Source organism: Pseudoalteromonas ruthenica, assembly GCF_008808095.1.
In the GTDB taxonomy this organism is placed as follows: domain Bacteria; phylum Pseudomonadota; class Gammaproteobacteria; order Enterobacterales; family Alteromonadaceae; genus Pseudoalteromonas; species Pseudoalteromonas ruthenica.
In genome coordinates this window covers 132,709-156,457 of sequence record NZ_CP023396.1, presented here as the reverse complement: position 1 = coordinate 156,457, position 23,749 = coordinate 132,709, and the positions used below count along the sequence as shown (strand labels likewise).

General features: G+C 49.2%; 22 protein-coding genes. 8 read left to right on the top strand and 14 right to left on the bottom strand.

Features of this window, described 5'->3' with window-relative positions; translation table 11 throughout:
* Positions 1-4 precede the first annotated feature (4 nt).
* Complete coding sequence (locus PRUTH_RS00745; protein ID WP_022943935.1) at positions 5-889, bottom strand: ABC transporter ATP-binding protein; 885 nt, start codon at positions 887-889, stop codon at positions 5-7.
* Between the two features lie 162 nt (positions 890-1,051).
* Between PRUTH_RS00745 and PRUTH_RS00740 the strand changes: the two genes are divergently transcribed.
* Positions 1,052-1,729, top strand: a complete 678-nt coding sequence (locus PRUTH_RS00740) for a nitroreductase family protein (RefSeq protein ID WP_138547912.1) — start codon at positions 1,052-1,054, stop codon at positions 1,727-1,729.
* Here PRUTH_RS00740 and PRUTH_RS00735 read toward each other — a convergent pair.
* The 3 genes from PRUTH_RS00735 to PRUTH_RS00725 are packed head-to-tail and all read right to left on the bottom strand — an operon-like array spanning position 1,724 to position 6,338.
* Positions 1,724-2,779, bottom strand: a complete 1,056-nt coding sequence (locus PRUTH_RS00735) for an efflux RND transporter periplasmic adaptor subunit (protein ID WP_151172297.1) — start codon at positions 2,777-2,779, stop codon at positions 1,724-1,726. The two genes, PRUTH_RS00740 and PRUTH_RS00735, sit on opposite strands and share 6 nt — an antisense overlap.
* On the bottom strand, positions 2,769-6,038 hold the full coding sequence (locus PRUTH_RS00730; protein WP_151172296.1) for an efflux RND transporter permease subunit: 3,270 nt from the start codon (positions 6,036-6,038) through the stop codon (positions 2,769-2,771). The genes PRUTH_RS00735 and PRUTH_RS00730 overlap by 11 nt, the downstream gene beginning before the upstream one ends.
* A gap of 3 nt (positions 6,039-6,041) precedes the next feature.
* Entirely contained in the window at positions 6,042-6,338 is a 297-nt protein-coding gene (locus PRUTH_RS00725; RefSeq protein WP_022943931.1) for an ArsR/SmtB family transcription factor, read from the bottom strand.
* Between the two features lie 136 nt (positions 6,339-6,474).
* Here PRUTH_RS00725 and PRUTH_RS00720 point away from each other — a divergent pair, with 136 nt between their 5' ends.
* From PRUTH_RS00720 to PRUTH_RS00710, 3 genes are read left to right on the top strand one after another with little or no spacing between them, the layout of a single operon-like run.
* Entirely contained in the window at positions 6,475-6,663 is a 189-nt protein-coding gene (locus tag PRUTH_RS00720) for a YgaP family membrane protein (RefSeq protein WP_022943930.1), read from the top strand.
* Position 6,664: 1 nt separating this feature from the next.
* On the top strand, positions 6,665-7,009 hold the full coding sequence (locus tag PRUTH_RS00715) for a rhodanese-like domain-containing protein (protein WP_138510120.1): 345 nt from the start codon (positions 6,665-6,667) through the stop codon (positions 7,007-7,009).
* Positions 7,010-7,067: 58 nt separating this feature from the next.
* Complete coding sequence (locus PRUTH_RS00710; protein ID WP_151172295.1) at positions 7,068-8,846, top strand: alkaline phosphatase D family protein; 1,779 nt, start codon at positions 7,068-7,070, stop codon at positions 8,844-8,846.
* On the opposite strand, the gene PRUTH_RS00705 is transcribed toward PRUTH_RS00710, so the two are convergent.
* On the bottom strand, positions 8,843-9,388 hold the full coding sequence (locus PRUTH_RS00705) for a PH domain-containing protein (RefSeq protein ID WP_022943927.1): 546 nt from the start codon (positions 9,386-9,388) through the stop codon (positions 8,843-8,845). The two genes, PRUTH_RS00710 and PRUTH_RS00705, sit on opposite strands and share 4 nt — an antisense overlap.
* Positions 9,381-9,785 carry a DUF3224 domain-containing protein gene (locus tag PRUTH_RS00700; protein WP_022943926.1) on the bottom strand — a complete coding sequence of 135 codons (405 nt, stop codon included), beginning with the start codon at positions 9,783-9,785 and terminating at the stop codon, positions 9,381-9,383. The genes PRUTH_RS00705 and PRUTH_RS00700 overlap by 8 nt, the downstream gene beginning before the upstream one ends.
* A 139-nt stretch (positions 9,786-9,924) precedes the next feature.
* Between PRUTH_RS00700 and PRUTH_RS00695 the strand changes: the two genes are divergently transcribed.
* Positions 9,925-11,712 carry an ABC transporter transmembrane domain-containing protein gene (locus PRUTH_RS00695; RefSeq protein ID WP_151172294.1) on the top strand — a complete coding sequence of 596 codons (1,788 nt, stop codon included), beginning with the start codon at positions 9,925-9,927 and terminating at the stop codon, positions 11,710-11,712.
* On the opposite strand, the gene PRUTH_RS00690 is transcribed toward PRUTH_RS00695, so the two are convergent.
* A complete protein-coding gene (locus PRUTH_RS00690; protein WP_045980297.1) occupies positions 11,702-12,334 on the bottom strand; it encodes a YiaD family glycine zipper/OmpA-like lipoprotein in 633 nt (210 codons plus the stop codon). The two genes, PRUTH_RS00695 and PRUTH_RS00690, sit on opposite strands and share 11 nt — an antisense overlap.
* An 83-nt stretch (positions 12,335-12,417) precedes the next feature.
* Positions 12,418-13,116 (bottom strand): substrate-binding periplasmic protein, encoded by a 699-nt coding sequence (locus tag PRUTH_RS00685; protein WP_257220974.1) that lies wholly within the window; start codon positions 13,114-13,116, stop codon positions 12,418-12,420.
* 159 nt (positions 13,117-13,275) lie between these two features.
* On the opposite strand from PRUTH_RS00685, the gene chrA reads away from it, so the two are divergent.
* Positions 13,276-14,415, top strand: coding sequence for a chromate efflux transporter (gene chrA / locus PRUTH_RS00680; protein ID WP_151172292.1), 1,140 nt, complete (start codon positions 13,276-13,278; stop codon positions 14,413-14,415).
* Between the two features lie 7 nt (positions 14,416-14,422).
* Here chrA and PRUTH_RS00675 read toward each other — a convergent pair whose 3' ends face one another.
* The 4 genes from PRUTH_RS00675 to speA all read right to left on the bottom strand — a co-directional run bounded on the left by PRUTH_RS00675 (position 14,423) and on the right by speA (position 19,406).
* Positions 14,423-15,616, bottom strand: coding sequence for a mechanosensitive ion channel family protein (locus PRUTH_RS00675; protein WP_045980275.1), 1,194 nt, complete (start codon positions 15,614-15,616; stop codon positions 14,423-14,425).
* Positions 15,613-16,533 carry a 1-acylglycerol-3-phosphate O-acyltransferase, YihG family gene (yihG, locus tag PRUTH_RS00670; RefSeq protein WP_151172291.1) on the bottom strand — a complete coding sequence of 307 codons (921 nt, stop codon included), beginning with the start codon at positions 16,531-16,533 and terminating at the stop codon, positions 15,613-15,615. Before yihG (PRUTH_RS00670) ends, PRUTH_RS00675 begins: the two co-directional genes overlap by 4 nt.
* Before the next feature lie 2 nt (positions 16,534-16,535).
* On the bottom strand, positions 16,536-17,429 hold the full coding sequence (gene yihG, locus PRUTH_RS00665; RefSeq protein ID WP_045980274.1) for a 1-acylglycerol-3-phosphate O-acyltransferase, YihG family: 894 nt from the start codon (positions 17,427-17,429) through the stop codon (positions 16,536-16,538).
* Positions 17,430-17,525: 96 nt separating this feature from the next.
* Positions 17,526-19,406, bottom strand: coding sequence for a biosynthetic arginine decarboxylase (speA, locus tag PRUTH_RS00660; protein ID WP_151172290.1), 1,881 nt, complete (start codon positions 19,404-19,406; stop codon positions 17,526-17,528).
* 160 nt (positions 19,407-19,566) lie between these two features.
* Between speA and speE the strand changes: the two genes are divergently transcribed.
* On the top strand, positions 19,567-20,427 hold the full coding sequence (gene speE / locus PRUTH_RS00655; RefSeq protein ID WP_151172289.1) for a polyamine aminopropyltransferase: 861 nt from the start codon (positions 19,567-19,569) through the stop codon (positions 20,425-20,427).
* A gap of 185 nt (positions 20,428-20,612) precedes the next feature.
* The gene (locus PRUTH_RS00650; RefSeq protein ID WP_151172288.1) at positions 20,613-22,646 is read left to right on the top strand and encodes a glycoside hydrolase family 97 protein; all 2,034 of its coding nucleotides are present in this window, start codon (positions 20,613-20,615) and stop codon (positions 22,644-22,646) included.
* An 80-nt stretch (positions 22,647-22,726) separates the two neighbouring features.
* On the opposite strand, the gene PRUTH_RS00645 is transcribed toward PRUTH_RS00650, so the two are convergent.
* Both PRUTH_RS00645 and PRUTH_RS00640 read right to left on the bottom strand, forming a co-directional pair.
* Positions 22,727-23,107: a DUF6768 family protein gene (locus PRUTH_RS00645; protein ID WP_022943914.1), complete on the bottom strand. Its 381-nt coding sequence runs from the start codon at positions 23,105-23,107 to the stop codon at positions 22,727-22,729.
* Positions 23,108-23,118: 11 nt separating this feature from the next.
* The gene (locus tag PRUTH_RS00640; protein WP_151172287.1) at positions 23,119-23,631 is read right to left on the bottom strand and encodes an RNA polymerase sigma factor; all 513 of its coding nucleotides are present in this window, start codon (positions 23,629-23,631) and stop codon (positions 23,119-23,121) included.
* Positions 23,632-23,749: the final 118 nt, after the last annotated feature.

Genomic DNA, 23,749 nt, shown 5'->3' with positions numbered 1-23,749 from the left:
CCTCCTACGCCTGTGCCGCTGCACGTTGCTGGTATAAAGTCGAGAAGTACACGTCTTCTAAGTTACTGGGCACGGCCTCAAATCCTTCCGGCGGCGCATCGGCAAATACATGCAAAATAGTATTGCCAGCAAACAAGCGTTTAGAAATCACCGGTAGGTGCTGCTCAAGCTCTAACGCCTGCTGCTGATTGGCCACTTCTTTACGCCAAATCTGGCCATTAAGCTGATGGGTCAGATCGATAGGGTTGCCTTGCAGGAGAATCTCGCCACCCGCTAGCACCGCCATGTTAGGGCATAACTCACTGACATCATCAACGATGTGCGTCGATAAGATCACCACTTTTTGCTCACCCAAACTAACTAATAGGTTGTGAAAGCGATTACGCTCTTCAGGGTCTAAGCCCGCAGTCGGCTCATCGACTATCAGTAAGTCAGGGTCGCCAAGCAGCGCTTGAGCAATGCCAAAGCGTTGGCGCATGCCTCCTGAAAAACCACTCACTGCTTTAAGTTTATGCTCATACAAGTTGGTGTGCGCAAGTAGGCCATCGACCACCTCTTTACGCTCTTTGGCGTTGTCTAAACCTTTTAATATCGCCATATGATCGAGCAAATCTGCGGCACTGACTCGGGGATAGACGCCAAAATCTTGTGGCAGGTAACCCAGGCGGCGGCGCACTTCCTGCGGCTGTTTAAATACATCCAGTCCATCAAATTCGATGGTGCCGCTATCCGCTGTTTGCAAGGTTGCAATGGTGCGCATCAATGATGACTTTCCGGCACCGTTCGGCCCAAGGAGCCCAAACATGCCTTTAGGGATTGTTAAATTCACTCCTTTGAGCGCTTGCACGCCATTGCCATATGTTTTGGTAAGGCCTTGAATCGAAAGCACGGGGTATTCCTTTTTATATTTATTATTAGTGCCTAGGGTTATACCACAGGGGAAAGCGGGTACAAAGATGAACACGACGTTAATATGTAAGTAAATATGATGTAGACAGAAATACCATTCGGACCTAGGCTAAATTCACCAACACCATTGAGCGAGTACACTATGCAGCCCCACCAACATACTCCGTTAACCGACTTTATTGAGTACCCTGCCGCGCAAATGCTGACGCGTGCGCAGGAGTTTTTAGACACCGCCAAACGTCGCCACAGTATTCGTAGTTTTAGCGACCGTGCGGTTGATAAGCGCATTATCGAAACCTGCATTCAGGCGGCAGGCACAGCGCCGAGTGGAGCTAACCACCAACCCTGGCACTTTGTCGCTATCAATTCCGAAGCCGTAAAAAAGCAAATTCGCGAGCAAGCAGAGCAATTAGAGCGCTCGTTTTATGAGGGCCGCGCTGGGCAGCAGTGGCTAGATGCACTCAAACCTTTGGGCACCGATGCGCAAAAGCCATATTTACAACATGCGCCTTGGTTAATCGCGGTATTTAGCCAGAAAAAAGGCGGTTTACACACCGATGAGCAGCAACCCAATTATTATGTTCACGAGTCTGTTGGGCTCGCTACAGGCTTTTTAATTCAAGGCTTACATCGCGCCGGGCTAGCGACCCTCACGCACACTCCCAAGCCGATGAGCTTCCTGAGCGAAATTTGCGGCCGTAACAAAGACAATGAACGTCCCTATATGCTTATCGTGGTTGGCTACCCAAGTGACGATGCCACGGTGCCTAACCACGCTTTACAGAAAAAATCGCTGACTGAGATAGCAACATTTTTATAGCGCTGCGGGCTGCGCTTCGGTGGCTATTATCTCACCGGGGCTCAGCCCTGAAAGCACCTCGACCTGATCATCCACAATTTGCCCCAAACGAACATAACGGCGCTGCAATTGTCCTTGCTTTACCACCATGACCATGTCCAGCTGACCATGTTGGTGCACCCACTCGCGGGCCACCAGCACTCCTTGGCGTGAAGACGCTGGCAGCTCCAGCTGCGCATACAAGCCTGGCAGCAGCTTCGCACTTTGTGGCGCCGCAAAGCGCATCAACAGTGAGCGCGAACCACTGTCCGCTGCGGGGACCACCTCCACCAACGGCACGTCTGCGTATAGCGCCAACGAAGCAATTGAAACTCGTCGCTGTGTGCCAATATCCAAGGTTAATGCCTGGCCTTCACGCACCGCAAACTCAAGCTGTAGTTGCTGCGGGTTGTAAATGGCCAGTAGCGCCTGCCCTGGGCTGGTAGTATCGCCCGGCTCAGCGAAACGCTCGACCACGCGCCCAGCAATAGGTGCTTTAATGGTGGCGTACTGTAAGGCAATCTGCGCTTGTTGCAACGCTTGTTGGGCCTGCTCAACACTGGCTTTGAGGTTGTCATGGTTGGCGGTAGCTACATCAATATCGTTTTGCGAAATCAACCCCTTTGCAAATAGCTCATTAGCACGGCGAAGCTGTTTACTGGCCTGCGTCAATGACGCTTGCAATGCATTTACTTGCGCTTTGGCTTGCTGCACTTGGCTTTGTAGCGCCTGTTTATCAAGCTCAATCACCACTTGTCCTTGCTTTACGGTGTCGCCTGCACGCACTAAAAAGCGCTCAATCTGTGCTAATACCCGTGCTGAAACTTGGGTATTTTGCTTGGCAATAACCTGCCCTGGCACCACTTCTGCCACATTTATGGCACTAAGCTCAACCTGATGGGTGGCGCCTCGGTATGATTGTTCATCAGTTTTTACTCCTGGCGCAATATGCTGAGTAAGCACTCCAGAAAACCACACTATTACGGCGGCTAAAATAGCTATGACGAGCGCCGCTGTTAACTTAGTTCGCATTGTTTGCTTCCTCTTTTGCAAAGACCAGGTAATACACCAAAGGCACGACCAGCAAAGTGAATAGGGTTGAGGCGAGAATGCCGAAAATAATCGCGATTGCGAGACCGCTAAAGACGGGATCAAAAATGATCATTATATTGCCCAGCAGAGTGGTCCCAGCGGTTAACAGCACTGGTCGCATACGTACCTGCACAGCGTTAATAAGCGCCGTTTTAATGGCTTCACCTTGGCGTCGTGATTGTTCAATAAACTCCACGAGGATCAGTGAATTACGTATGACGATACCGGCCAGGGCAATCATGCCAATCATCGCCGTGGCGGTAAATAACACCGGCTCCGGCGCGCCGGCAATAGCGCGCTCACCCAATTGATTCAGTAACCAAAAGCCGGGCATAATCCCAATAATGGTAAGCGGAATGGCCGACATAATAATTAATGCCAAGCTCATGGATTTTGTTTGCACCCGCAACAACACTAAAATGGCCGCCAACGCAAAGGCAAAGGCAATGCCCATATCGCGAAACACATCAATGGTGATGCGCCACTCCCCTTCGCCGCTAAAAGATACATCAATCCCCTCGCCAAGGTGCCATGCTTGAGTGCCACCCGAATCAACAAAAGTACGCTGCTGCCAAGGGGTGTTTTGCAATTCTGCCACGCCCTTATCGGCACTGACATCGGCAATCACTTCCGCCGGGGTACGGCCATTGAGCTCAGCCATAACATAGATAACCCGTTGTAAGTCTTTGCGCACAATGGGCTGGGGTCGCGCTAATGAGTTAAACTCGCCCAACTCGGACAGCGCCACCATAGGCTGAGGAGCGCTAGATAAACCAAGCTCCGAACTGCGTTGGCTAATATTGCGCTGACCTTTCACCTGCAAGGCGCCAATATGTGTTTGCGTACGGTGGCGATATGGCAGCGTCACCTCGATAGGCAGCGGGTTGATTTCATCATCAACATAAAGTTGACCGACCTGCTGACCTTTTAATGCCACCCTTAGCGCCGTAGCGATATCGGCGCTGGCTACCGCCGACAGTGCCGCTTTGCTGGTGTTGGTAACAAAGCGCAGCTGTGGTTGCGCGGCGGCCATGGAGCTGTCAACTTCAACAACATGGGGCTCTTGGCGCAGCCGCGCCATCACTTGGCGTGCGGCCTCACGGTGCTGTTGCGCATCAATAAACGGTTTGGCATAGACCTCGGCGACCAAAGTGCTCAGCACCGGAGGTCCGGGCGGCACCTCAATCACTTTAATAGTGATCCCATCTTGATTAAATTCGGCCAGCTTATCACGCAGCCGTAACACCACGGCATGGGACTGATGCTGGCGTTGCGATTTATCGTGTAGTAATACCCGTAACTCCCCCTGATGCTCGCCAACGCGGCGGTAATAACCTCGCACCATACCATTAAAGTCCATACTCGAAGGCTGGCCGACGTACGCGGCAATGGCCTTGACCTCATTAAGCTGCCACACCTTGCGCTGAACCTGCCGGGTTACCGCCGCTGTATGCTCCAATGCCGTCCCCTCGGGCATGCCAATGAGCACCTGCACCTCGCTTTTATTATCGTAGGGCAGTAACTTCAGCGGCACGGCACGCATCACCGGTAAGCTGGCGCTGAATACAAATAACGCTAAAACCGTATACAGCACCCATTTAGCTCTGCGTGGTTGGCTAAGGATATAACCCAGCAATTGCGTGTATTTCTGCATCGCTTTGCTTGGCTCCCTGAGCGCCAGACCTTGCTCTGGCTTGAGGATACGCATAGCTAGCCATGGTGTTACGAAAAATGCCACCAGCGTAGATAGCGCGACACTGATTGGCACGTTAAACGCCATGGGCGCCATATAGGGACCCATCATTCCGGTAATAAAGGCTAGTGGAAAGAAGGCCACCATAATGGTCAATGTTGACATCAACAGCGGCGTGCAAATTTCGCTGATGGCAGCGACGATGTTATCTTTTCGATCACCAGAGCGATTAAGGTAGCGACTGATATTGTCTATGCCGGTGATTGGGTCATCGACTAATAGCCCCAAGGCTAAAATGAGCGCGAACAAGGTGACGCGGTTAATGGTGTAACCAAATGCCCAATCTAAGGTGAGGGTGAGGCCATAGCAAATAGGCAAGGCCAAGGCAATCACGATCGCTGGACGCCACCCTAGAAACACGCCAATAAAGAGCACCACGGTAATGATGGCAAAAGCCAGGCTGGCACCGAGGTTATTGACTTTGTCATTCGCTGTTTGGCCATAGTCGCGTAGCGTCACCACCTTGACTTCTGGCGGCAACAGCTGTTGTTGCAACCGCGCCATTTCTCGATGCACCGCATCGGCAACCGCTACCGCATTACTACCCCCTTGCTTTGCCACGCTTAAAGTCACTAAGGGCAGCTGCTGGTGATCGCCGTGTTGTAACCACTGGTAATGACTGGGCTCACTGGGGCCGACGGTGATCTCGGCGACGCTATCTAAGCGCACTGCCTGACCATTGACAACATTAACCACTAACTCACTGAGCTGCGCTTGATCACGTAAGGCATCACCGGCTTGAACATGCACCCGCCATGGGCCTTGAGCATCGTTGACTCGACCCACTTCATGCAGCTGATTTGATACCTCCAGCGCATAGAGAACATCTTGTACCGTGGTTTGATGGGCATTGAGCGCGCTGATATCGAGATAAACATAGGCGCTGCGTTTACGCCCAGCGACCACCTTTACCTCGCTCGTATCCGCCAAGCGTTGTAAATTGGTGGCTAACTCCTGGGCCATGCGGGTGAGGTCATAATCGTTATAGAGCTGCGGTGCCTCGCTATACAAGCCCAACATCACAATGGCCACATCATCGACCGATATGGGCTTAATCTGCCACTGCTTAACCACCCGAGGCATGGTGTCTTGATAGGCATATAATTTTGCATAAGTGTCTATCAAAGCTTGCTCGCGGGAATGACCTACCTCGAAACGCAGTGTGGTCACTAATTGCTCATTAGCCGTGGTGGAATAGATGTGTTCAACCCCTGGAATTTGCGCCAGCAGCTTCTCTAGTTTGATGGTCACCAGCCGTTCGACTTGTGGCGCCTCAATTCCGGGCACGGCCACCGTGATATCAAGCATAGGCACGGTGATCTGTGGCTCTTCCTCACGCGGGGTATAGCTTAAGGCCAAGGCACCAAGCACCAAGGCCACAATGAAAACCACCAACGCAAAAGGGCCGTTCAAACTCGCTTTTACTGTTTTATCCAAGGCGTTCACAGCCTACTCCTGACAAAATAGCGTGTATAAAGTCTGCAAAATGGCCTTAGCGTTATCATCACACAACTGGTAGTAAATGGTCTGACTCTCACGCCGCGTGGTCACCATGTTTTCGTTACGCAATACAGCGAGGTGCTGTGATAATGCCGACTGACTTAACGGCACTGCATCATTGAGCTGGGATACGCTGAGTTCACCCTGCTGCAAACTGCATAGGATCATTAGACGGTTTTTATTTGCCAGAATCTTCAGCAGGCTTTGTGCCTGCTCAGCGCTGTCGGCTATTTTACTGAAATCCACGTGTCGCTCTTGTTGTGAACTGAGAATGGCAGAAGTATAGAAAGGAATATTAGCCTTGTCTAATATTAATTGTTGCTAATTTAGATTTTACTAATATACTGAATATAGTCTCTCATCTCTAACAAGGTGTATTGCTATGAATATATCTGCTGCGCTGCGACTGATTGCTGGCGTTATGGTCCTGATATCCTTACTGCTGGCGCATTTCGTCGACTCTAACTGGCTATTTTTTACTGTATTTATTGCCCTTAATCTTATCCAATCAGCATTTAGCGGTTGGTGTCCTATGATGTATATATTAAAAAAGCTAGGCATGGAGGAATAATATGCTGACCCCAATCCCAGATTTACTAAAAACCATCACCCCTAATCAACGCCGAATTAGCGCCGAGCAAGCGAAAGCAGAGCTAAGTGATAATCATGGCTTATTGATTGATGTACGCGAACCCGCCGAGCATGCAACCAAAGCCGCCACTGGTGCTATTAATATTCCTCGGGGGCTACTGGAAATGAAGCTGATGGAAATTGAAAAAGACGCCAACCGCCCTATCTACTTACACTGTGCCAGCAGTGCGCGGGCGACACTAAGTGCCGAGCAGCTCACTCGCGTTGGCTACAAAAATGTCACCGTCATAACCTGTAAGGCCGATCATATTTGTCAGGTGTTTTAACCTAACAGTAACATGACTCCGATATGCTCTGTATTTTTAGGTTAATGGGTACAGAGTAATGACGTTAACGCGGAGAAGTTTTTTAAAGGCATCGGCAGCCGGGTTTGGTGCTGCCGTTTTATCGCTCGGCCTCAGTGGCTGTGTATTCGATAGTGACGATGACGATAGCGTCGATGTGAGCTTTGATCACGGTGTCGCCAGCGGCGACCCACTCAGCGATGCCCTCATTATTTGGACTCGAGTAACACCGCAACAGCCAGTTAGCAGCCTCAAAGTGCAATGGCAGGCGGCGACCGATCCCGAATTTATCAACATCAGCCATGATGGCGAGGCGCAGGTAAGTGCCGACAGTGATTTTACACTGAAAGTGGACTTACAAGGTCTCGATGCTAACACTCAGTACTATTACCGCTTCAAGGCATATGGCAAAACCTCTCCTACGGGTAAAGGGAAAACGCTGCCAACAGGCAATATCGAGCAAGTTAAGTTCGCCGTGCTTTCATGCGCAAACTACCCTGCTGGCTATTTTCATGTATATGGCGAGGTTGCCAAACAACCCGACTTAGACGCGGTATTACACCTTGGCGATTACCTCTATGAGTACGGTAATGACGGTTATGCCACTGCCGATGCAGCGGCCCTTGGGCGCCTACTACCGCAAGATAACAGCACAGAAATGTTATCGCTTGAAGATTACCGTAAACGTTATGCACACTACCGCACAGATACCGACCTGCAAGCAGCGCACAGCCATTGTCCATTTATTGTGGTGTGGGACGACCATGAAATAACCAATGATACCTGGCGTGATGGTGCCCAAAACCATAGTGAGGACGAAGGGGATTTCACTCAACGTAAGCTTTATGCCTTACAAGCTTACTTCGAATGGATGCCCATACGTAATGTGGCCGACAAAGAGCGTATTTATCGTCGTTTTGATTTTGCTAACCTAGTGTCTTTGTACATGCTGGATACCCGCGTACTGGCCCGCGATGAGCAACTTAGCTTTGCTGATTTTGATCTTGCTAGCGCCCCAGGACAAGTGCAGTTTGCCAGTGCTATTAGCTCCTCATCACGGGCTCTTTTAGGTAGCGAGCAATTAACTTGGCTACAAGATGGCATTATGACCTCTGACTGCCAATGGCAAGTACTCGCACAGCAGGTCCTGATGACGAAGATGCATATGCCGGTGGAAGTATTACAGCTGCTCGGGAGCCTGCAAGTAGCCTTGGCTAGTGGCGAAGATACAAGCGCTCTGCTCACCCAAGCCAATGCATTGTTCGCTGAGTTGGCGCAAATAAAAACACGCATACTAGCTGGGGATCCCACTGTCAGTGCCAACGAGCGCGCCCGGGTAGAAACCAAAGTACCCTACAACCTTGATGCCTGGGACGGTTACGCTTATGAGCGCGAGATGTTGCTCGCCAGCGCCGTAGCTGCGCAAAAGGATTTAGTTGTACTTGCTGGCGATACCCATAATGGTTGGGCAGGTCAATTGCGAACCGACGCCACTAATCCCATTGCTGCTAATCAAGCGGCTGGCGTTGAGTTTGCCACCGCTTCGGTTTCTTCCCCTGGACTTGAAAGTTATTTATCCCTGAACACTCAGGATCCGCAGGCAGTAGCACAAATAGAGCAGGTCATCACCTTGCTGATTGACGACCTTACCTACAATAACTTAGTGGATCGGGGTTATCTTACGGTGACGTTCACCGCCGAGCAGGCACAGGCGCAGTGGCATTACATCAACACGGTAAAAGACAGCAATTACCAAGTGCTTTCAACACGTTCAAAGCAGTTATCGGTGAATGCCGGTAGTCGTCAGCTGATAAGTTAATCTGAACGCTGCTCGAGATGCTTGAGTCGCGTATCAATCCGTTCTACAACTTCGACCAAGCGTGCCAACAGCGCTTGGTCGCTAGGTTGTGACATAGACTCTGATTGTGTTTGTTGGTGCTCAGCTAAACGCTCTTTTTGTGCCAAAATGGCCTCACGGAACTGCTGTGCATCCACCACTCCGATGAGTGACACTAACGCACCGGTACCCGACTGGCCCGCTGTTTCAAAGCTCAATTGATGAATACCAAACAGTCGCATCAATGGCCCTTGCGTTAACCCCACATCGGTAATTTTATCAAGGGGAATGGTTTTTTCAGTGCGCACCAAAATACCGCGTTTAACAAACAGCTTTTTTTCACTCAAGGTTGCCGACATGGCCGCCAACATACGCCCTGATACGAGCCACACAACAATGGCAATAACGGGGATAAAAACAATACCAAACAAGGTCACAGTGGCAACCAATAACCACAAGACCAACCAGTATTGTTTCACTTTGGGGTTAAATTGCGCGCTGTGTAAAATCGTTTCACTACTCATTAGTACTACCTAGCTGGTAGTCAAATACGTAATGGTGAGCGCCATTGTCCATATTGATGGTCATTTTCCCGCTCAAGCCTCGCAATTCGCCGCTACCTGAATCCGGCACCACCTCAAGGATCAATGTATCTTTGCCTTGGTTCATGGTACCGAAGTGCTGGAGTACGAAGCTGCCTTTTTTGTCAGCCAGTGTCCCAGTGACCTGCTCTAAGGCGACATAACCAGCAGAGCCTTGCACTGGCGTGCGGGCACTGAGCATTTCACCCTGACTAATACCGTGGAGCTCACCACTAAAGGTTTTATCTATCGACATTCTTCCTAAATCAATACCGTCTACCCCAGTGGCATAACTTTGTTGCGGGTTTAATTTAACGGTAAAAGTTCCTGTTGCTTGCATGGTGGCTTCCTGTTGGTTAGTCCTTGTACTCTAGTTGTATAGAAAAACCACCAACAACGCAACGTTGGTATCATAGCAACCATGGCGCCAGTGCACAGGTTTGATACACTGAGCACTTAATCCGCAGCAAAGTACGCATATGAACACAGCCGCTAACGAAAAAAGCGCTTTGCGCTACCTCCGCCCTATTTTTAAATTTGTGTGGCCCTATAAGTGGGTGGTTATCGCCGCCCTCGCAGCGCTACTACTGACCGCAGGTATTAACCTCTCGTTGGGACAGGGGCTCAAGCAAGTGATTGATGACGGCTTTATTGCTGGTTCAATTACTCAGCTACGACAATCTGTGATGGTGCTTATTGCCCTAATCGCGATCATGGCGGTGGGAATTTTCTGCCGCTTTTACATGATGTCGTGGCTAGGTGAGCGCGTTAGTAACGATATTCGCAAGGCGGTGTTCGCGCGTATTGTCTCCCTGCACCCAAGTTACTTTGAAGAGAATCGCAGCGGCGAAATTATGTCGCGCCTAACCACCGATACCACCTTACTGCAAAGCATCGTCGGCTCGTCTTTATCCATGGCACTGCGCAGTGCGTTGATGCTTGTCGGCGGCATCATTATGTTGTTTATCACTAATGTGAAGCTGACGTTGATCGTACTGCTGTGTGTACCGCTGGTGCTCTTACCTATGAAGTTATTCGGCCGCCGCGTACGCACGTTAGCAAGTAGCTCCCAAGACGCTATCGCTGATATCAGCACCTATGCTGGCGAGGTCATGCAAAACATCAAAACTGTTCACAGTTTTAACCGCCAAGCGATGGAGCAAAACGCTTTTAATAGTGAGGTAGATAAAGCTTTCTCAGTCGCCAAACGACGAATACTTCAGCGCGCCATCCTGATAGCCCTCGTGATTTTTATCACCTTCTCGGGGATCAGTTTTATGCTCTACAGCGGCGGCGTGGATGTTCTCAATGGCGCTATGACAGGCGGTGAGCTGGCAGCCTTTGTTTTTTATGCTGTGGTGGTGGCGATGTCGGTAGGCACAGTGGCGGAAATATATGGCGAACTGCAACGCGCGGCAGGGGCCGCTAAGCGCCTAGTAGAGCTACTGCAAGTACGCAGCGATATAATCGACCCAACGAATCCGGCCCGCTTTGACAACAACCAAAGCGAAACGGCCATTTTAGCTTTTAATGAGGTGAGTTTTTGCTACCCCTCGCGACCAGATAAACCCGCCCTTGATGGTTTTAACCTAACCATTAACACTGGCGAGACCATTGCAATTGTCGACCCTTCGGGGGCGGGGAAAAGCACCTTGTTTGAGTTGTTACAGCGTTTCTATGACGTGAGCAGTGGCCAAATTAAGTTGCACAACAAAGAACTTAGCACTTTGTCTTTACACGCGCTTCGTGACGAAATGGCCATGGTGGCCCAGCATCCAGTGCTGTTTAGCGCCGATGTTTATCACAATATCGCGTATGCGCGCGAAGACGCCACACACGCCCAAGTTATCGCTGCCGCGAAGCAAGCCTATGCACATGAATTTATAAACGACTTACCTGATGACTACAGTAGCTTTTTGGGGGAGCGGGGTGTGCGCCTATCGGGAGGGCAAAAACAGCGCATTGCCATTGCTCGTGCGATTTTAAAAGACCCTAATATTTTACTTTTAGACGAAGCGACCAGCGCTTTAGACGCCGAAAGTGAGTTTCATGTGCAAGCCGCGCTGACCCGACTCATGCAATCCCGCACAACGCTAATTATTGCCCATCGTTTAAGTACGGTGATGCATGCGGATCGCATCGTGGTCATGGACCAAGGTAAAGTGGTGGCCGTTGGTGACCACCCGACATTATTGCAACAATCGGCGCTGTATCAGCGCCTATGCGAGTTGCAATTTAATCAGCCTTCGCAGTTATCTAGTTCTTAACGTTAGGCACGATTTGGATTTCTACACGGCGGTTCAAGGCGCGACCGTTAGCCGTGGAATTATCCGCAACAGGGCGACTTTCGCCAAAGCCTTGAGTGCTCACACGCGCCGCCAAAATTTGCTTGTTCACCAAGTAATTTTTAACGCTCTGAGCACGCTGCTCAGATAAACGTTGGTTATAATCACTGGCGCCGGTGCTGTCGGTATGACCTTGAACGCTCAGGTAGGTTTTCTCGTACTTGTTCATAACACTGGCAATTGCGTCTAAAGTACGGTGGAAACCACTAGAGATATAAGATTGATCGGTGGCAAAGGTAATATTTGAAGGCATCACTAAACGGATGTTATCGCCCTCGCGTACCACTTCCACGCCCGAGCCTGCTAATTCATCTCGAAAAGCCTGCTCCTGCTTATCCATGTAGTCACCCACCGCAGCACCCGCTAAGGCGCCAATGGCGGCACCGATAAAAATACGCTTGTCGTCATGATCGCCCGTCGCTTTACCTAGTACGGCGCCAATACCGGCACCGATACCTGCACCTTTTTGCGTATTGGTTGCTTGGCAACCTGACAACACCACTGTTACCGCTACTGCTGTAGCCACTGTAGAAAAACGAGTCATACGTTTAACCATTGTGAATTCCTAAATAGTTGAGTATGCAGGTGATACTAGCAAAGATTAATGAACTAGAGGTTAAAACCGTGCTAATTAATTCCGTTTTGAGGCATCACTGGAGGTAGCGCATAAGGTTTGACCAACGCACTTAACTCGCCACTGTTAAGCATTTTCTGGTACTGCTGATTAATTTTCTCAGCCAGTGTGCTACCAGCAAAACGCGATGCAAACGCCATATGACCATAAATGGCGTCTTGGTACCTATATGGGTGCTTCATAAGTTGATGTGCCGGACGTTGCAGTACGCCCATGGCATGTTCTGCCGTCGCTTCAACGCCAATAAACAGGTCTACGCGGTCTTTGAGTAACATATCTAAAGCGATTTGCTCTGATGTTACTGGTACTTTTATCAGCTTTTCATCATTGTCAAAGCGCGCAAAGTGCGCCGCTCCGCGCATCACCGCAATACGTTTCCCATACAAGTCGTTGTAGCGCTCGATGTTAAAGCTGGGTGTCTTTAGCGAATAAAAGCTAAATGATGAGTGCAATGCCATGTAAGCTGGCGTAACAAACTGCAGTTGTTGTTCACGAGCAGGGGTACGTATTAGCCCGCCCATTATATCGACTTCATTATGGGTGAGTAAGTAAACACAGCGAGAAAACGGGCATGCAATTACGTTGATATCGAAGTTTAGCTCTTGTGCTATCGGGCGCAGGATATCAATAATCAGCCCTTTAGGTGCGCTCGATTCGGTATTGCTATACGGCGGCGCATGATCGACGGCCACACTAACAACCGTGCGAGCACTGGCACAAAGCGAATATACCAACGTAACTATCAGCAAAAAAAAGACGCGTGCTCTTACTACCACCTGTGCCCCTTGCAACTAACACCGCTGTGCCTGTACTGTCATATTAATGACAACTAATCGAAGTATAGTTTAGCGATGAAACTTTTATCGTTATTTTACCAGTTTTTCCTCCTCGGCTGCACTAGCTTTGGTGGCCCAGCAGCACATTTAGGTTACTTTCAACGCCACTTCGTTGAAAACAAGCAATGGTTATCACAGCAGCAGTACGGGCACTTGATCTCGCTCAGCCAGCTATTACCAGGTCCCGGCAGCTCGCAGGTAGGCTTCGCAATTGGCTTACACCATGCGGGCGTGCTTGGTGGCATCGTTGCTTTTGTTGGCTTCACCTTGCCCTCAATGTTGATTATGGTGTTATTGGCTGTTGGCGCGCAGCAATTAGGCTGGGGGCTGTCTGGGTTGATCATTGGCCTAAAGCTTTTCGCTGTCGTCATTGTTACTGATGCACTGATAACGATGACTAAAAGCTTTTGCCCTAACTGGCAAACAAAAGCGTTAGCATTGCTCAGTGCCTTGGCACTTATTTTTGTTCCTTCCCTTTACACGCAACTGGTCATTTTAGCCGTAGCTGGCGTAACCGGTGCTTGGTTATTAAAACCGATGGAGTGCGCCGAGTCCGAGTCGCCTACACGACTTAACTGGCCGGCTTTACTGCTCTTTTCAGTGCTGTTTTTACTTACCTTTAGCGCGGCTTCTGGCTATTGGCAACTGGCTGGGCAGTTTTATCAAGCGGGATCTTTGGTATTTGGCGGCGGCCATGTGGTGTTACCGCTGTTAGACACTATTCTAACGGATGTTGACAGCGATGCATTTTTATCCGGCTATGCAGCCGCTCAGGCTATTCCTGGGCCGATGTTTACCTTTGCTACGTACCTTGGTGCTATCATGACACCGCATGCGCCTTTGCTAGGTGCTACCTTAGCCACCTTAGCCATTTTTACGCCCGGTTTTTTGTTGGTTATCGGCTTTCATCGCCACTGGCAATCGTTATTGAGCAACCCACTCGTTGCTGGGGTAAGCAAAGCCATTAATGCTGCAGTGGTGGGCTTTATTGCTGCCGCTTTATACAACCCGATCATCCCCGCAGGCATAAGCCAATGGTGGTATGGTCTTTTTGCCATTATCGGGCTGTGGGTGTTGCGCCAGTATAAACCACCAATACTTATGGTAATCGCCAGTTTTGCAGCGCTAGGGCTACTGCTGGCAAAGTTGCCCTAACCGCCGATTAGTTAGGGCTACTCATTTGCCCAGTAATACTCTGATATGGGCGTAATTCGAACACAGGCAGCATCGCGAGCAGATGATCCATAATCTCAGCCTGCAAGTGCTCATAAGAGATCCAGCGTTTATCGGCACTGAAGCAGTAAAACTCAATAGGCAGGCCGTGGTTTAGTGGCTGCATCTCACGCACCATTAAGGTCAGCTCATTGTTGATGCGCTCATGCTGCTTCAAGTAGCCTTCGGCATAGCGGCGAAATAACCCGAGGTTAGTGACCTGCTCCGGCAAGTTACTGGCTTTGACATAATCATCAATATTAATGCTGTCGCTGATACGTTGCTGCAATGCCTCGTCGGCGAGGCGAATACTGTTCATATCAATATTCAGCGAGCGCTTTATCCGGCGACCACCAGACTCTTGCATACCGCGCCAATTCTTAAATGAGCCGGCCACCAGCATATAAGTTGGAATTGTGGTGATAGTGTTATCCCAATTACGCACTTTAACGGTGTTCAGGCCAAGATCGATCACTTCACCGTCAGCGCCGTAGTTATCAACCTGAATCCAATCTCCGTAGGTAACCAAGCGATTAGCGGCAATTTGAATACTGGCAACGAAGCCCAAAATCGTGTCTTTAAACACCAACATAGTGACCGCTGCAATAGCACCAAAGCCAGAGATAATATAGGTGGGAGACTTCTCCAGCAGTAATGAGAAGATTAAGATGGCACAGATTATAAAAGTCACCAGCTTTACCAGCTGGATAAGACCTTGAATCGGGACTTCTCGGGCAAACTCAAACTGATTATAGATAGCACCACCAACACTGACGACACTACTGACGATAAAGCCGCCATAAACAATAAGCGCTATCTGCGCTAAAGTCCGTACAACGCCACCCACCAGCTCGGTGCTTGGAAAAACGTTCTGGAAAAAGGCTAAAAACACCACACAGCAAATAATACCGGCGACGCGACGATTCAGCTTTTGTAGCAACGGCGCCAGCATAGTAATGCGCTCTGGTGATAACTTGGCGGCCAGCGACTGTACACCTGGCAACATCAAGCTGCGCAGGAAAAAATACAGCAACAGAATCGCCAGCATCCCCAAACCTGTCGCGGTAATCGCACTGAATAAACTGGCTTGCTCCATGCCCTCAAACCAAGGCTCGACTAGGGTTTGTAACTGGCTCTCATTCATAGTTCACCTGTTGAATTCGCAACGTCAGAACACACCTCAGTGACAGGTGCATGATTGTGAGCAATCAACGCATCTTTCTGATGCCACATAACATTGAGGTGTTTTTGAAACTCAACGCGAAAGGCTTTGTCTTGCTGATAATCCCCCACTAGTTGTGGCGCAATTTCTCGTACCTCTACGGAGAGTTCAATATGAGTAAGTCGGCCAGTTAAAAAGTCGCGACAGATATGGCTGCCCTGTGATTGGTAGTGCAACGTTGCATCTAAGAGACCGTCAAATTGCTCCCCTAGCACTTGCAGTGCAAAGGCGATACCGCCAGCCTTGGGCTTGAGCAAATGGCGAAACGGACTCTCTTGGCGTTGATGTTTACTGGCAGTGAAACGTGAACCCTCGACAAAATTAACGATACACGATGGGTACTGTTTAAAGTTATGGCAACTGCGTTTAGTTCGCTCTACGTCCATACCTTTGAGTTTTGGGTTCTTGGCTATTTGCTCTTTGCTAGCACGCTTCATAAAGGGCATACCCATCGCCCATGCACCGCTGCCAATCAGTGGCACATATTTTAACTCATCTTTGAGGAAGAACTTCGGTGCGGGTAGCTCATTCACCGCACTAAGAACAACGATATCAAGCCAGCTAAGGTGATTAGATATCAGTAAATACCAAGCGCCTTTTTGCACTTCACCGTTGAACGACACATCAAAGTTCTCACAGCCGATCTTTAACCCTAAACGATTGCCACCACGCCAGCCATTGTAGGCGCTATGTAATAATACGGTCACTACATGCAGTGGCAACACTAACTTCACTAAGCCAAAGAGGAATACGATTACTCCCCACACCAGTGTATTCACTAGCAACACACAGCCAGCTAAAATCCCTGCTAACCAATTGGGTAGAAATCGCTTGAGCATAGTTAACTCCTGTTATGCTTTGCTAAATCGTCAAATACACGGTCTTTGTCATGCCACATATCATTAAGGTGCTGCTGAAAAGATACCCGAAATTCATTGTCATTGCTGTAGTCACCCACCAACTTTTTATCAAGCGGGAGTACCTCAACATGCACAGCAACCTCTTTCACTTTGCCTGCAGCCAAGTCCAAAAATGTGGGGATGCCGCCGGGGTAATGAATGGTCACATTCACTATCTTACTGATCTGCTCTCCCATCGCTTGCAGCACAAACGCGACACCACCTGCTTTAGGCTTCAGTAAATGCTTAAACGGACTGCGTTGGCGCTGATGCTTGTCCTCGGTATAGCGCGTTCCCTCTACGAAGTTGACAATAGACACCGGCATTTCTTTAAACTTTTCACAGGCTTTGCGTGTGGTTTCGATGTCTTTACCACGCAGTTTAGGGTTTTTCTTTAATTGCGACTTGCTTGTGCGTTTCATAAAAGGAAAATCTAACGCCCACCAGGCTAGGCCTAAAAAAGGCACGTACAGTAGCTCTTTTTTCAAAAAGAAATTCAAAAATGGTATGCGGCCCCGAAAGATACGCTGCATCACCAAAATATCGACCCAACTTTGATGGTTGGCAATCACGAGATACCAATCTTTTTTGCGTAGCTTATCAAGGCCACTCACTGTCATCTTATAGGGAGTGAGCAATTTTTGATTCAATGAGTTACCACCCACCCATAACCCTGCCATGGCTTTTGCCGCCGCACTCATTAACTTTTGCCAAGGCTTGATTGGCAATAATTTCAGTAACCCGCAAAGCACAATGGGGAAAAACCAAAACAGAGTGTTAATCGTGTACAAACTAACACTTAAAACTTGCCTAACTACAGCTACTACAGCGCGCAAAACGACTTTCCTATATAGGTATAAAAAACAAGCGCTAATAATAGCGCTTTTTATCGACAACAGAAAACCGATCTGTTGGTGTTACTAACAACAAAGTTAATCTTCGAAATAGGTGTATCCGCTCAGACCTTGTTGTAGCTGTTCAATATACGCCTTTTTGATGTCACTATCGATATCAAGCGCGTTGATACGCTGGTGATAGACTGCTGCTAAGTCATCGCTATCGTAATGCACAAATTTTAATACGTCCTGAACACTGTCGCCCTTGAGTTTATGACTTAATTTAAACTCGCCATTATCACTGTGCACATGCACCGAGTCGGTATCACCGAAAAGGTTATGGAGATCGCCAAGAATCTCTTGATACGCACCCACCATAAACATAGCGACATGATACTGTTGGCCAAATTCATAACGCGGTATCGGCAGACTCGTTTCAATCCCCGCCCCGTCAACATAATCGCGAATTTGACCATCGGAATCACAAGTGATGTCTTGGATAATCACCCGCTGCTCCAATGGCTTATCTAAGTTTTCTATGGGTAGTACCGGGAATAATTGGCCAATACCCCAGACATCGGGCAGTGATTGGAACAGCGAGAAATTCACAAATAGCTTATCAGCAAGCTTTTCGTTAAGGTCATCCAATACCTCGCGATGGGCACGCACCGAATCCCGTAAGCAATCACGTACTTTATGTAAGGTGCGGAAGTAGAGCTGCTCCACTAACGACCACTGCATAATGCCCAGCATGCCATGAACATACTGGCTATGCGCTTCACTAAATAAGTGCATGGCATCGTGATAGCTCTCCAACGCCATACGACTGCTCACCGCTTCACAAGTGTGCCGCATTTCTATCACTACAGAAGGCAAATTTTGGTACTGGTCGATGGCTACATCGTTATTTGGGATGCGCTCCACATCCACCACATCGGTAATCAGCACGGCATGATGAGCCGTCAGCGCTCGTCCTGACTCGGTAATGATATGTGGATGTGCTAAATCATGGCTGTCGCTTACCTCACTAAATGCGGCCACCACATTGCGCGCGTATTCTTCCACGGTGTAGTTCATAGAGCAGCTGCTGCGCGACCCTGAGCCCTCATAATCCACCCCTAAGCCACCGCCAACATCAACCGTTTTTAGCGGCACGCCCATTTGCGATAGTTGCGCGTAGTGGCGTGCACACTCTTTGAGCGCGCGTTGAATGTCGTGAATATTGGCAACCTGTGAGCCAATATGAAAATGCACGAGTTCCAGCAAATGTAACTTGCTTTGTTGACGTAGCAGTTCGACAGCTTGCAGTACCTGCGAGGCGGTCAGGCCAAACTTGCCTTTTTCGCCGCCGGTATTTTGCCACTTGCCCTTACCCACAGAGTTGAGGCGAATACGTATACCTATTGCTGCTTCAAGGTTCATGGCCGCCATTTCTTTGAGTAAGGCATCCAATTCAGAGAGCTTTTCGATAACAATATTAACCTTATGGCCCATGGCTTGACCAATTAATGCGAGACGCAAAAACTCACTATCTTTATAGCCATTACACACTATGGTGATATTTTTTTGTGCCAGTCCCAATATCGCCATTAACTCTGGCTTAGAGCCCGCCTCTAAACCGACTTGGTTGCTATCATGGGCCAATAACTTATGCACCACCGAGCGCTGTTGATTCACTTTAATTGGATAAACACAGGTATAGCCGCCTTGATACTGCTTCGCCTCATTCGCCTTGGCAAAGGCACCGATAAGCCGTGAAGCTCGGTGTTGCAGAATATCGGTGAAGCGCACTAATACCGGTAACGTCAGACCTTGCTCTTTAAAGCTTTCCACCAGCTTATTTAAAGGCAAACCTGGGCGACTATGATCGCCATCGGGATACGCCACGAGCTCGCCCTGCGGATTAATATCAAAGTAACCGTCGCTCCAGTGACTTACGTTATATACGGCCTGAGCAGCCTGGTAACCCCATTGCATAAAGCACTCTCAATATTGACCTGTGAATTTGCCGCTAGTGTAATACCTTAAAGTGTTCCTAGCGAATAGAAAATCGTACGGATTGGGCTAAAATTTCATTGAGCATTATGACGCTCACTGGCAAAATTGTCCCTCCACTTTACTGGCGATTATTGAGCACATGACAAGTTTAGATAAAAACCACTGGTTTACCGAGGTAAGCGACCGTGACGGTAGCGCATTCTCACTGCGTATTAATAAGCTGCTTGAACAGCAACAGTCTCCGTTTCAACACGTGGCAATGTATGAAACCACCGATTTTGGTAACCTGATGGTGATCGACGGCTGCACTATGGTCAGTAGCCGAGAAAACTTCTTTTATCATGAAATGATCGCCCACCCAGCGCTATTTAGCCACCCGAACCCAAAAAACGTAGTGATTATCGGCGGTGGCGACTGCGGAACCCTGCGCGAAGTGCTAAAACATGAGAGTGTTGAAACTGTCACGCAAATCGACATTGACCAAGTTGTCACAGAGATGTCGCTGAAATATTTCCCTGAGTTGTGCAGTGCCAATGATGACCCCCGTGCCACCTTGCTCTTTGATGATGGCATCAAATACATGCGCGATGCGCAAGCCGAGTCGATTGATGTCATTATTGTCGATGGCACTGATCCTGTAGGCCCCGGCGAAGGCTTGTTTAATCATGCTTTTTATCAAAGTTGCCTCGCAGCATTACGTCCAGGCGGTGTGCTGGTGCAACAAAGTGAAAGCCCGCTTATGCATATGCCATTGCTGCTGGAAATGCGAGCGGCCATCAAGCAGGTTGGTTTCGGCGCGTTGCAAACCTTGCCTTTTCCACAGCCGATTTACCCATCGGGGCTGTGGTCAGTCACCTTAGCACGCAAAGGCCTGGGTTTTGACGGCTTTAGAGCCTGTGACCCTGACGCCCTCAACACCTTATATTACACGCCGGGCGTACACCAAGGTGCGCTCGCGGAGCCACCTTTTATGACCAAGGCCTTCAATCAGCAAGGCTAATCAGATGGGCGACTATTCGCCCTGACTCTCGCTATGTAATATGTGAATACGTATGCAGAGTCGTGTATTTCATCGCTAACCCCCTTACTCTTAATACTTCCAATACAAGTACCTGTAGGCCTGCGTTTGCCAGCACACGTGACAGCCATCGCTTTAGCCTCGGGTATAACAAGCAGGATAGGTTGATGCGATTATTACTTCCCTTACTACTGGCCTCACCTTTGGCGTTGGCAAAAACAGTCGATGTTAGCTCTCCCGATGGCAAAATCACGCTTACATTAAGCGACGAAGGGGCGCCACATTATCATGTGAGTTACGCTGGCAAAGCGGTGATTAACCCATCTAAACTGGGTTTTTATTTTGCCCATGCCGCCCCGCTAGGTGATGACTTAACTATTAGCCACAGTGAACGCCACAGTGCCGACACCACCTGGCAACAACCCTGGGGTGAGCAACGTTTAATTCGCGATCATCATAATGAGTTGGCGGTTACTTTTAGCGACCCAGAAGCAGCTGAGCAGTCTTATACCGTGCGCGTAAAAGTGTTTAATGACGGCCTTGGATTTCGCTATGAGCTTACCGGTAAAGAGCGCCCCGATTACCGTATTACCGATGAGCTCACCGAATTTGTCCTTGCTGGCCAAGACAATGAAGCGCTGTGGATCCCAGCTCGAGGCTGGAATCGCTATGAATACGTTTACAACCGCACTAACACTGCTGAAGCCGCCCATGTACACACCCCCTTCACCGTAAAAATGCAAAATGGTGTTCACCTCAGTATTCACGAGGCAGCACTGGTCGACTACGCGGGCATGACTTTGAACCAACGCCGACCAGGCACGTTCAAGGCCGATTTAACTCCTTGGTCCGATGGCATCGCAGTGAAAACAAAAAATGGTTTCACCACTCCTTGGCGGACCATCCAAATTGCTGATAAAGCCACTGGATTACTCAACTCACACCTGATTTTAAACCTCAATGAGCCCAATAAACTCGGTGATGTGTCTTGGGTTAAACCCGGTAAATATGTCGGTATTTGGTGGGGCATGCACATCAATGAAAACACCTGGGGCAGTGGCGACAAGCACGGAGCTACCACCGAAAACACCCGCAAGTATATGGACTTCGCCAGTGAATATGGCTTTGACGGAGTGTTGGTTGAGGGCTGGAACCAAGGCTGGGATGGTGATTGGTTCTATAACGGTGACTTATTCAGCTTTACCGAGAGCTACGATGATTTTGACATTGAGGCCATTGCCAAATACGGCGAAAAGCGTGGCGTAAAATTAATTGGTCACCATGAAACCTCCGGCAATGTCAGTAACTATCGCCAACAAATGGACGCCGCCTTCGCCCTCTATCAGCGCCATGGTGTTAGCCAGATCAAAACCGGTTATGTTGCCGATGGTGGCAATATCAAGCGCCTTGATGAACAAGGCATTGCTCGCTATGAGTGGCATGACGGCCAGTTTATGGTCAATGAATATCTCCACAATATTAAACTTGCCGCCAAGTATCAGCTCAGTATCAATACCCATGAGCCAATTAAAGCAACCGGCTTGCGCCGTACCTACCCAAACTGGATCACTCGCGAAGGAGCCCGAGGCCAAGAGTTTAATGCCTGGGGAACGCCGCCCAACCCCCCCGCGCACACGCCGATGCTGGCTTATACGCGTATGCTCGCCGGGCCTATGGATTTCACGCCGGGCATTTTCGACATGGGTTTCAACGGCTTAGGTGCTGATACTAATCGCCCGCAAACAACGCTGGCAAAGCAGTTAGCACTGTATGTGGTGTTATACAGCCCGATTCAAATGGCCGCCGATTTGCCAAGGAACTATCTCGCCAAACCAGCAGCGTTTCAATTTATCCAAGATGTACCGACCGACTGGGAAAAGAGCCAAGCCATTGCTGGCGAAATGGGTGAATATGTGGTTTTTGCTCGTAAAGAGCGTCAACGCGATAACTACTCTGGCAAGGATTGGTACCTCGGTGCTATCACCGATGGGCAAGCTCGAGACATCACCATTAAACTTGACTTCCTCGAGCCAGGAAAGCATTTTGAAGCGCAGATATATGCCGATGGTGAAGATGCCGAGTGGGTAAACAACCCCTACAGCATGGACATTCACACCGAAAACGTGAGCAGCCAAGATAGCTTAACCCTGCGCTTGGCACCAAGCGGCGGCACCGCCATTCGCTTTAAAGCACTAGACTAACCGCGCTCACAGGCCGACGCCCCGGTCGGCCTGTATTACCTGAACCGTTCACACATGCCCTGCCGACGCATGCATAGTGATTAGCTTGATTGTCGCGACGCCGCGCCCGCGCTCTGCAAGTTTAACTCGCTGCGCTTTATTTCACGTAATATTGAAGTGCGGTTCATTTCCATAAATAGCCACAATTTGATGGCTATTTGCACCAACAGCCCAGCGATAAACCACACTCCCCAAAATACCTGCTCGTTGATAACGGTGGCCATGTAGAATCGGTAACCAGCATAAATAAAAGCCGCCGTCGCGAGTAGAGCAAGCAACGTCGAAAGCCAAACCCAGCGGCGCATAGAGCCACTATAGATGTGCCCAAGGCGATTAAATAAGCCCTGTTCACGAGATAAAATCTGATCTAACTGCGCTTGCTCACTGTGTAAACTCGCTTTAATTTGTTGCTCAACACTCATAACGCTCTCTCCTATTGCTGTGCCCATTGGCTTAATCTTTTTCTGGCCTTGTGCAAGCGTGACTTCACTGTGCCTTGAGGAATATCCAACACCACTGCAATGTCGCTAATGGCTAGCTCTTCAAGGTAAAACAAATACACTGTATGACGCTCCCCCCAAGGCAGTCTGGCTATCAGACTCAAAATATCTAGGCTTTGCTCCAAACTTATAGGTTGCGCCGCCACTAACGGTGCTTCGGCTATACCCTGCTCTTTGTACTGACGCCGTATTACATCAATAAAGCGCCGGTAAATAGCACGAAATAACCAAGCTTTGAATGCTCCGGGCTCCAGCAACGAACGTATATCTTTGGCTACCTTACTCCATACTTCCTGAGTAATATCACCAGCATCTTGGGGAGATTGGCACAGCTTGTAAGCAAAACGATAACTCGCTTGATAGTGTAGCTCGCATAATTGGCTAAACGCCTGCTTATCACCGCCCTGCGCCGCTAAGACCAGCAATGCCGTATAAGATTGTTTCATAGCCTTTCCAGGTGTTTATTAGCAAGACGCGCTATGGCTTACAAAGGTTCACGTATATTGAAAATAAATAACGCTTGATTGCCGCTATCGCTCATATAAACGTTTAGCGCAAAAGCCA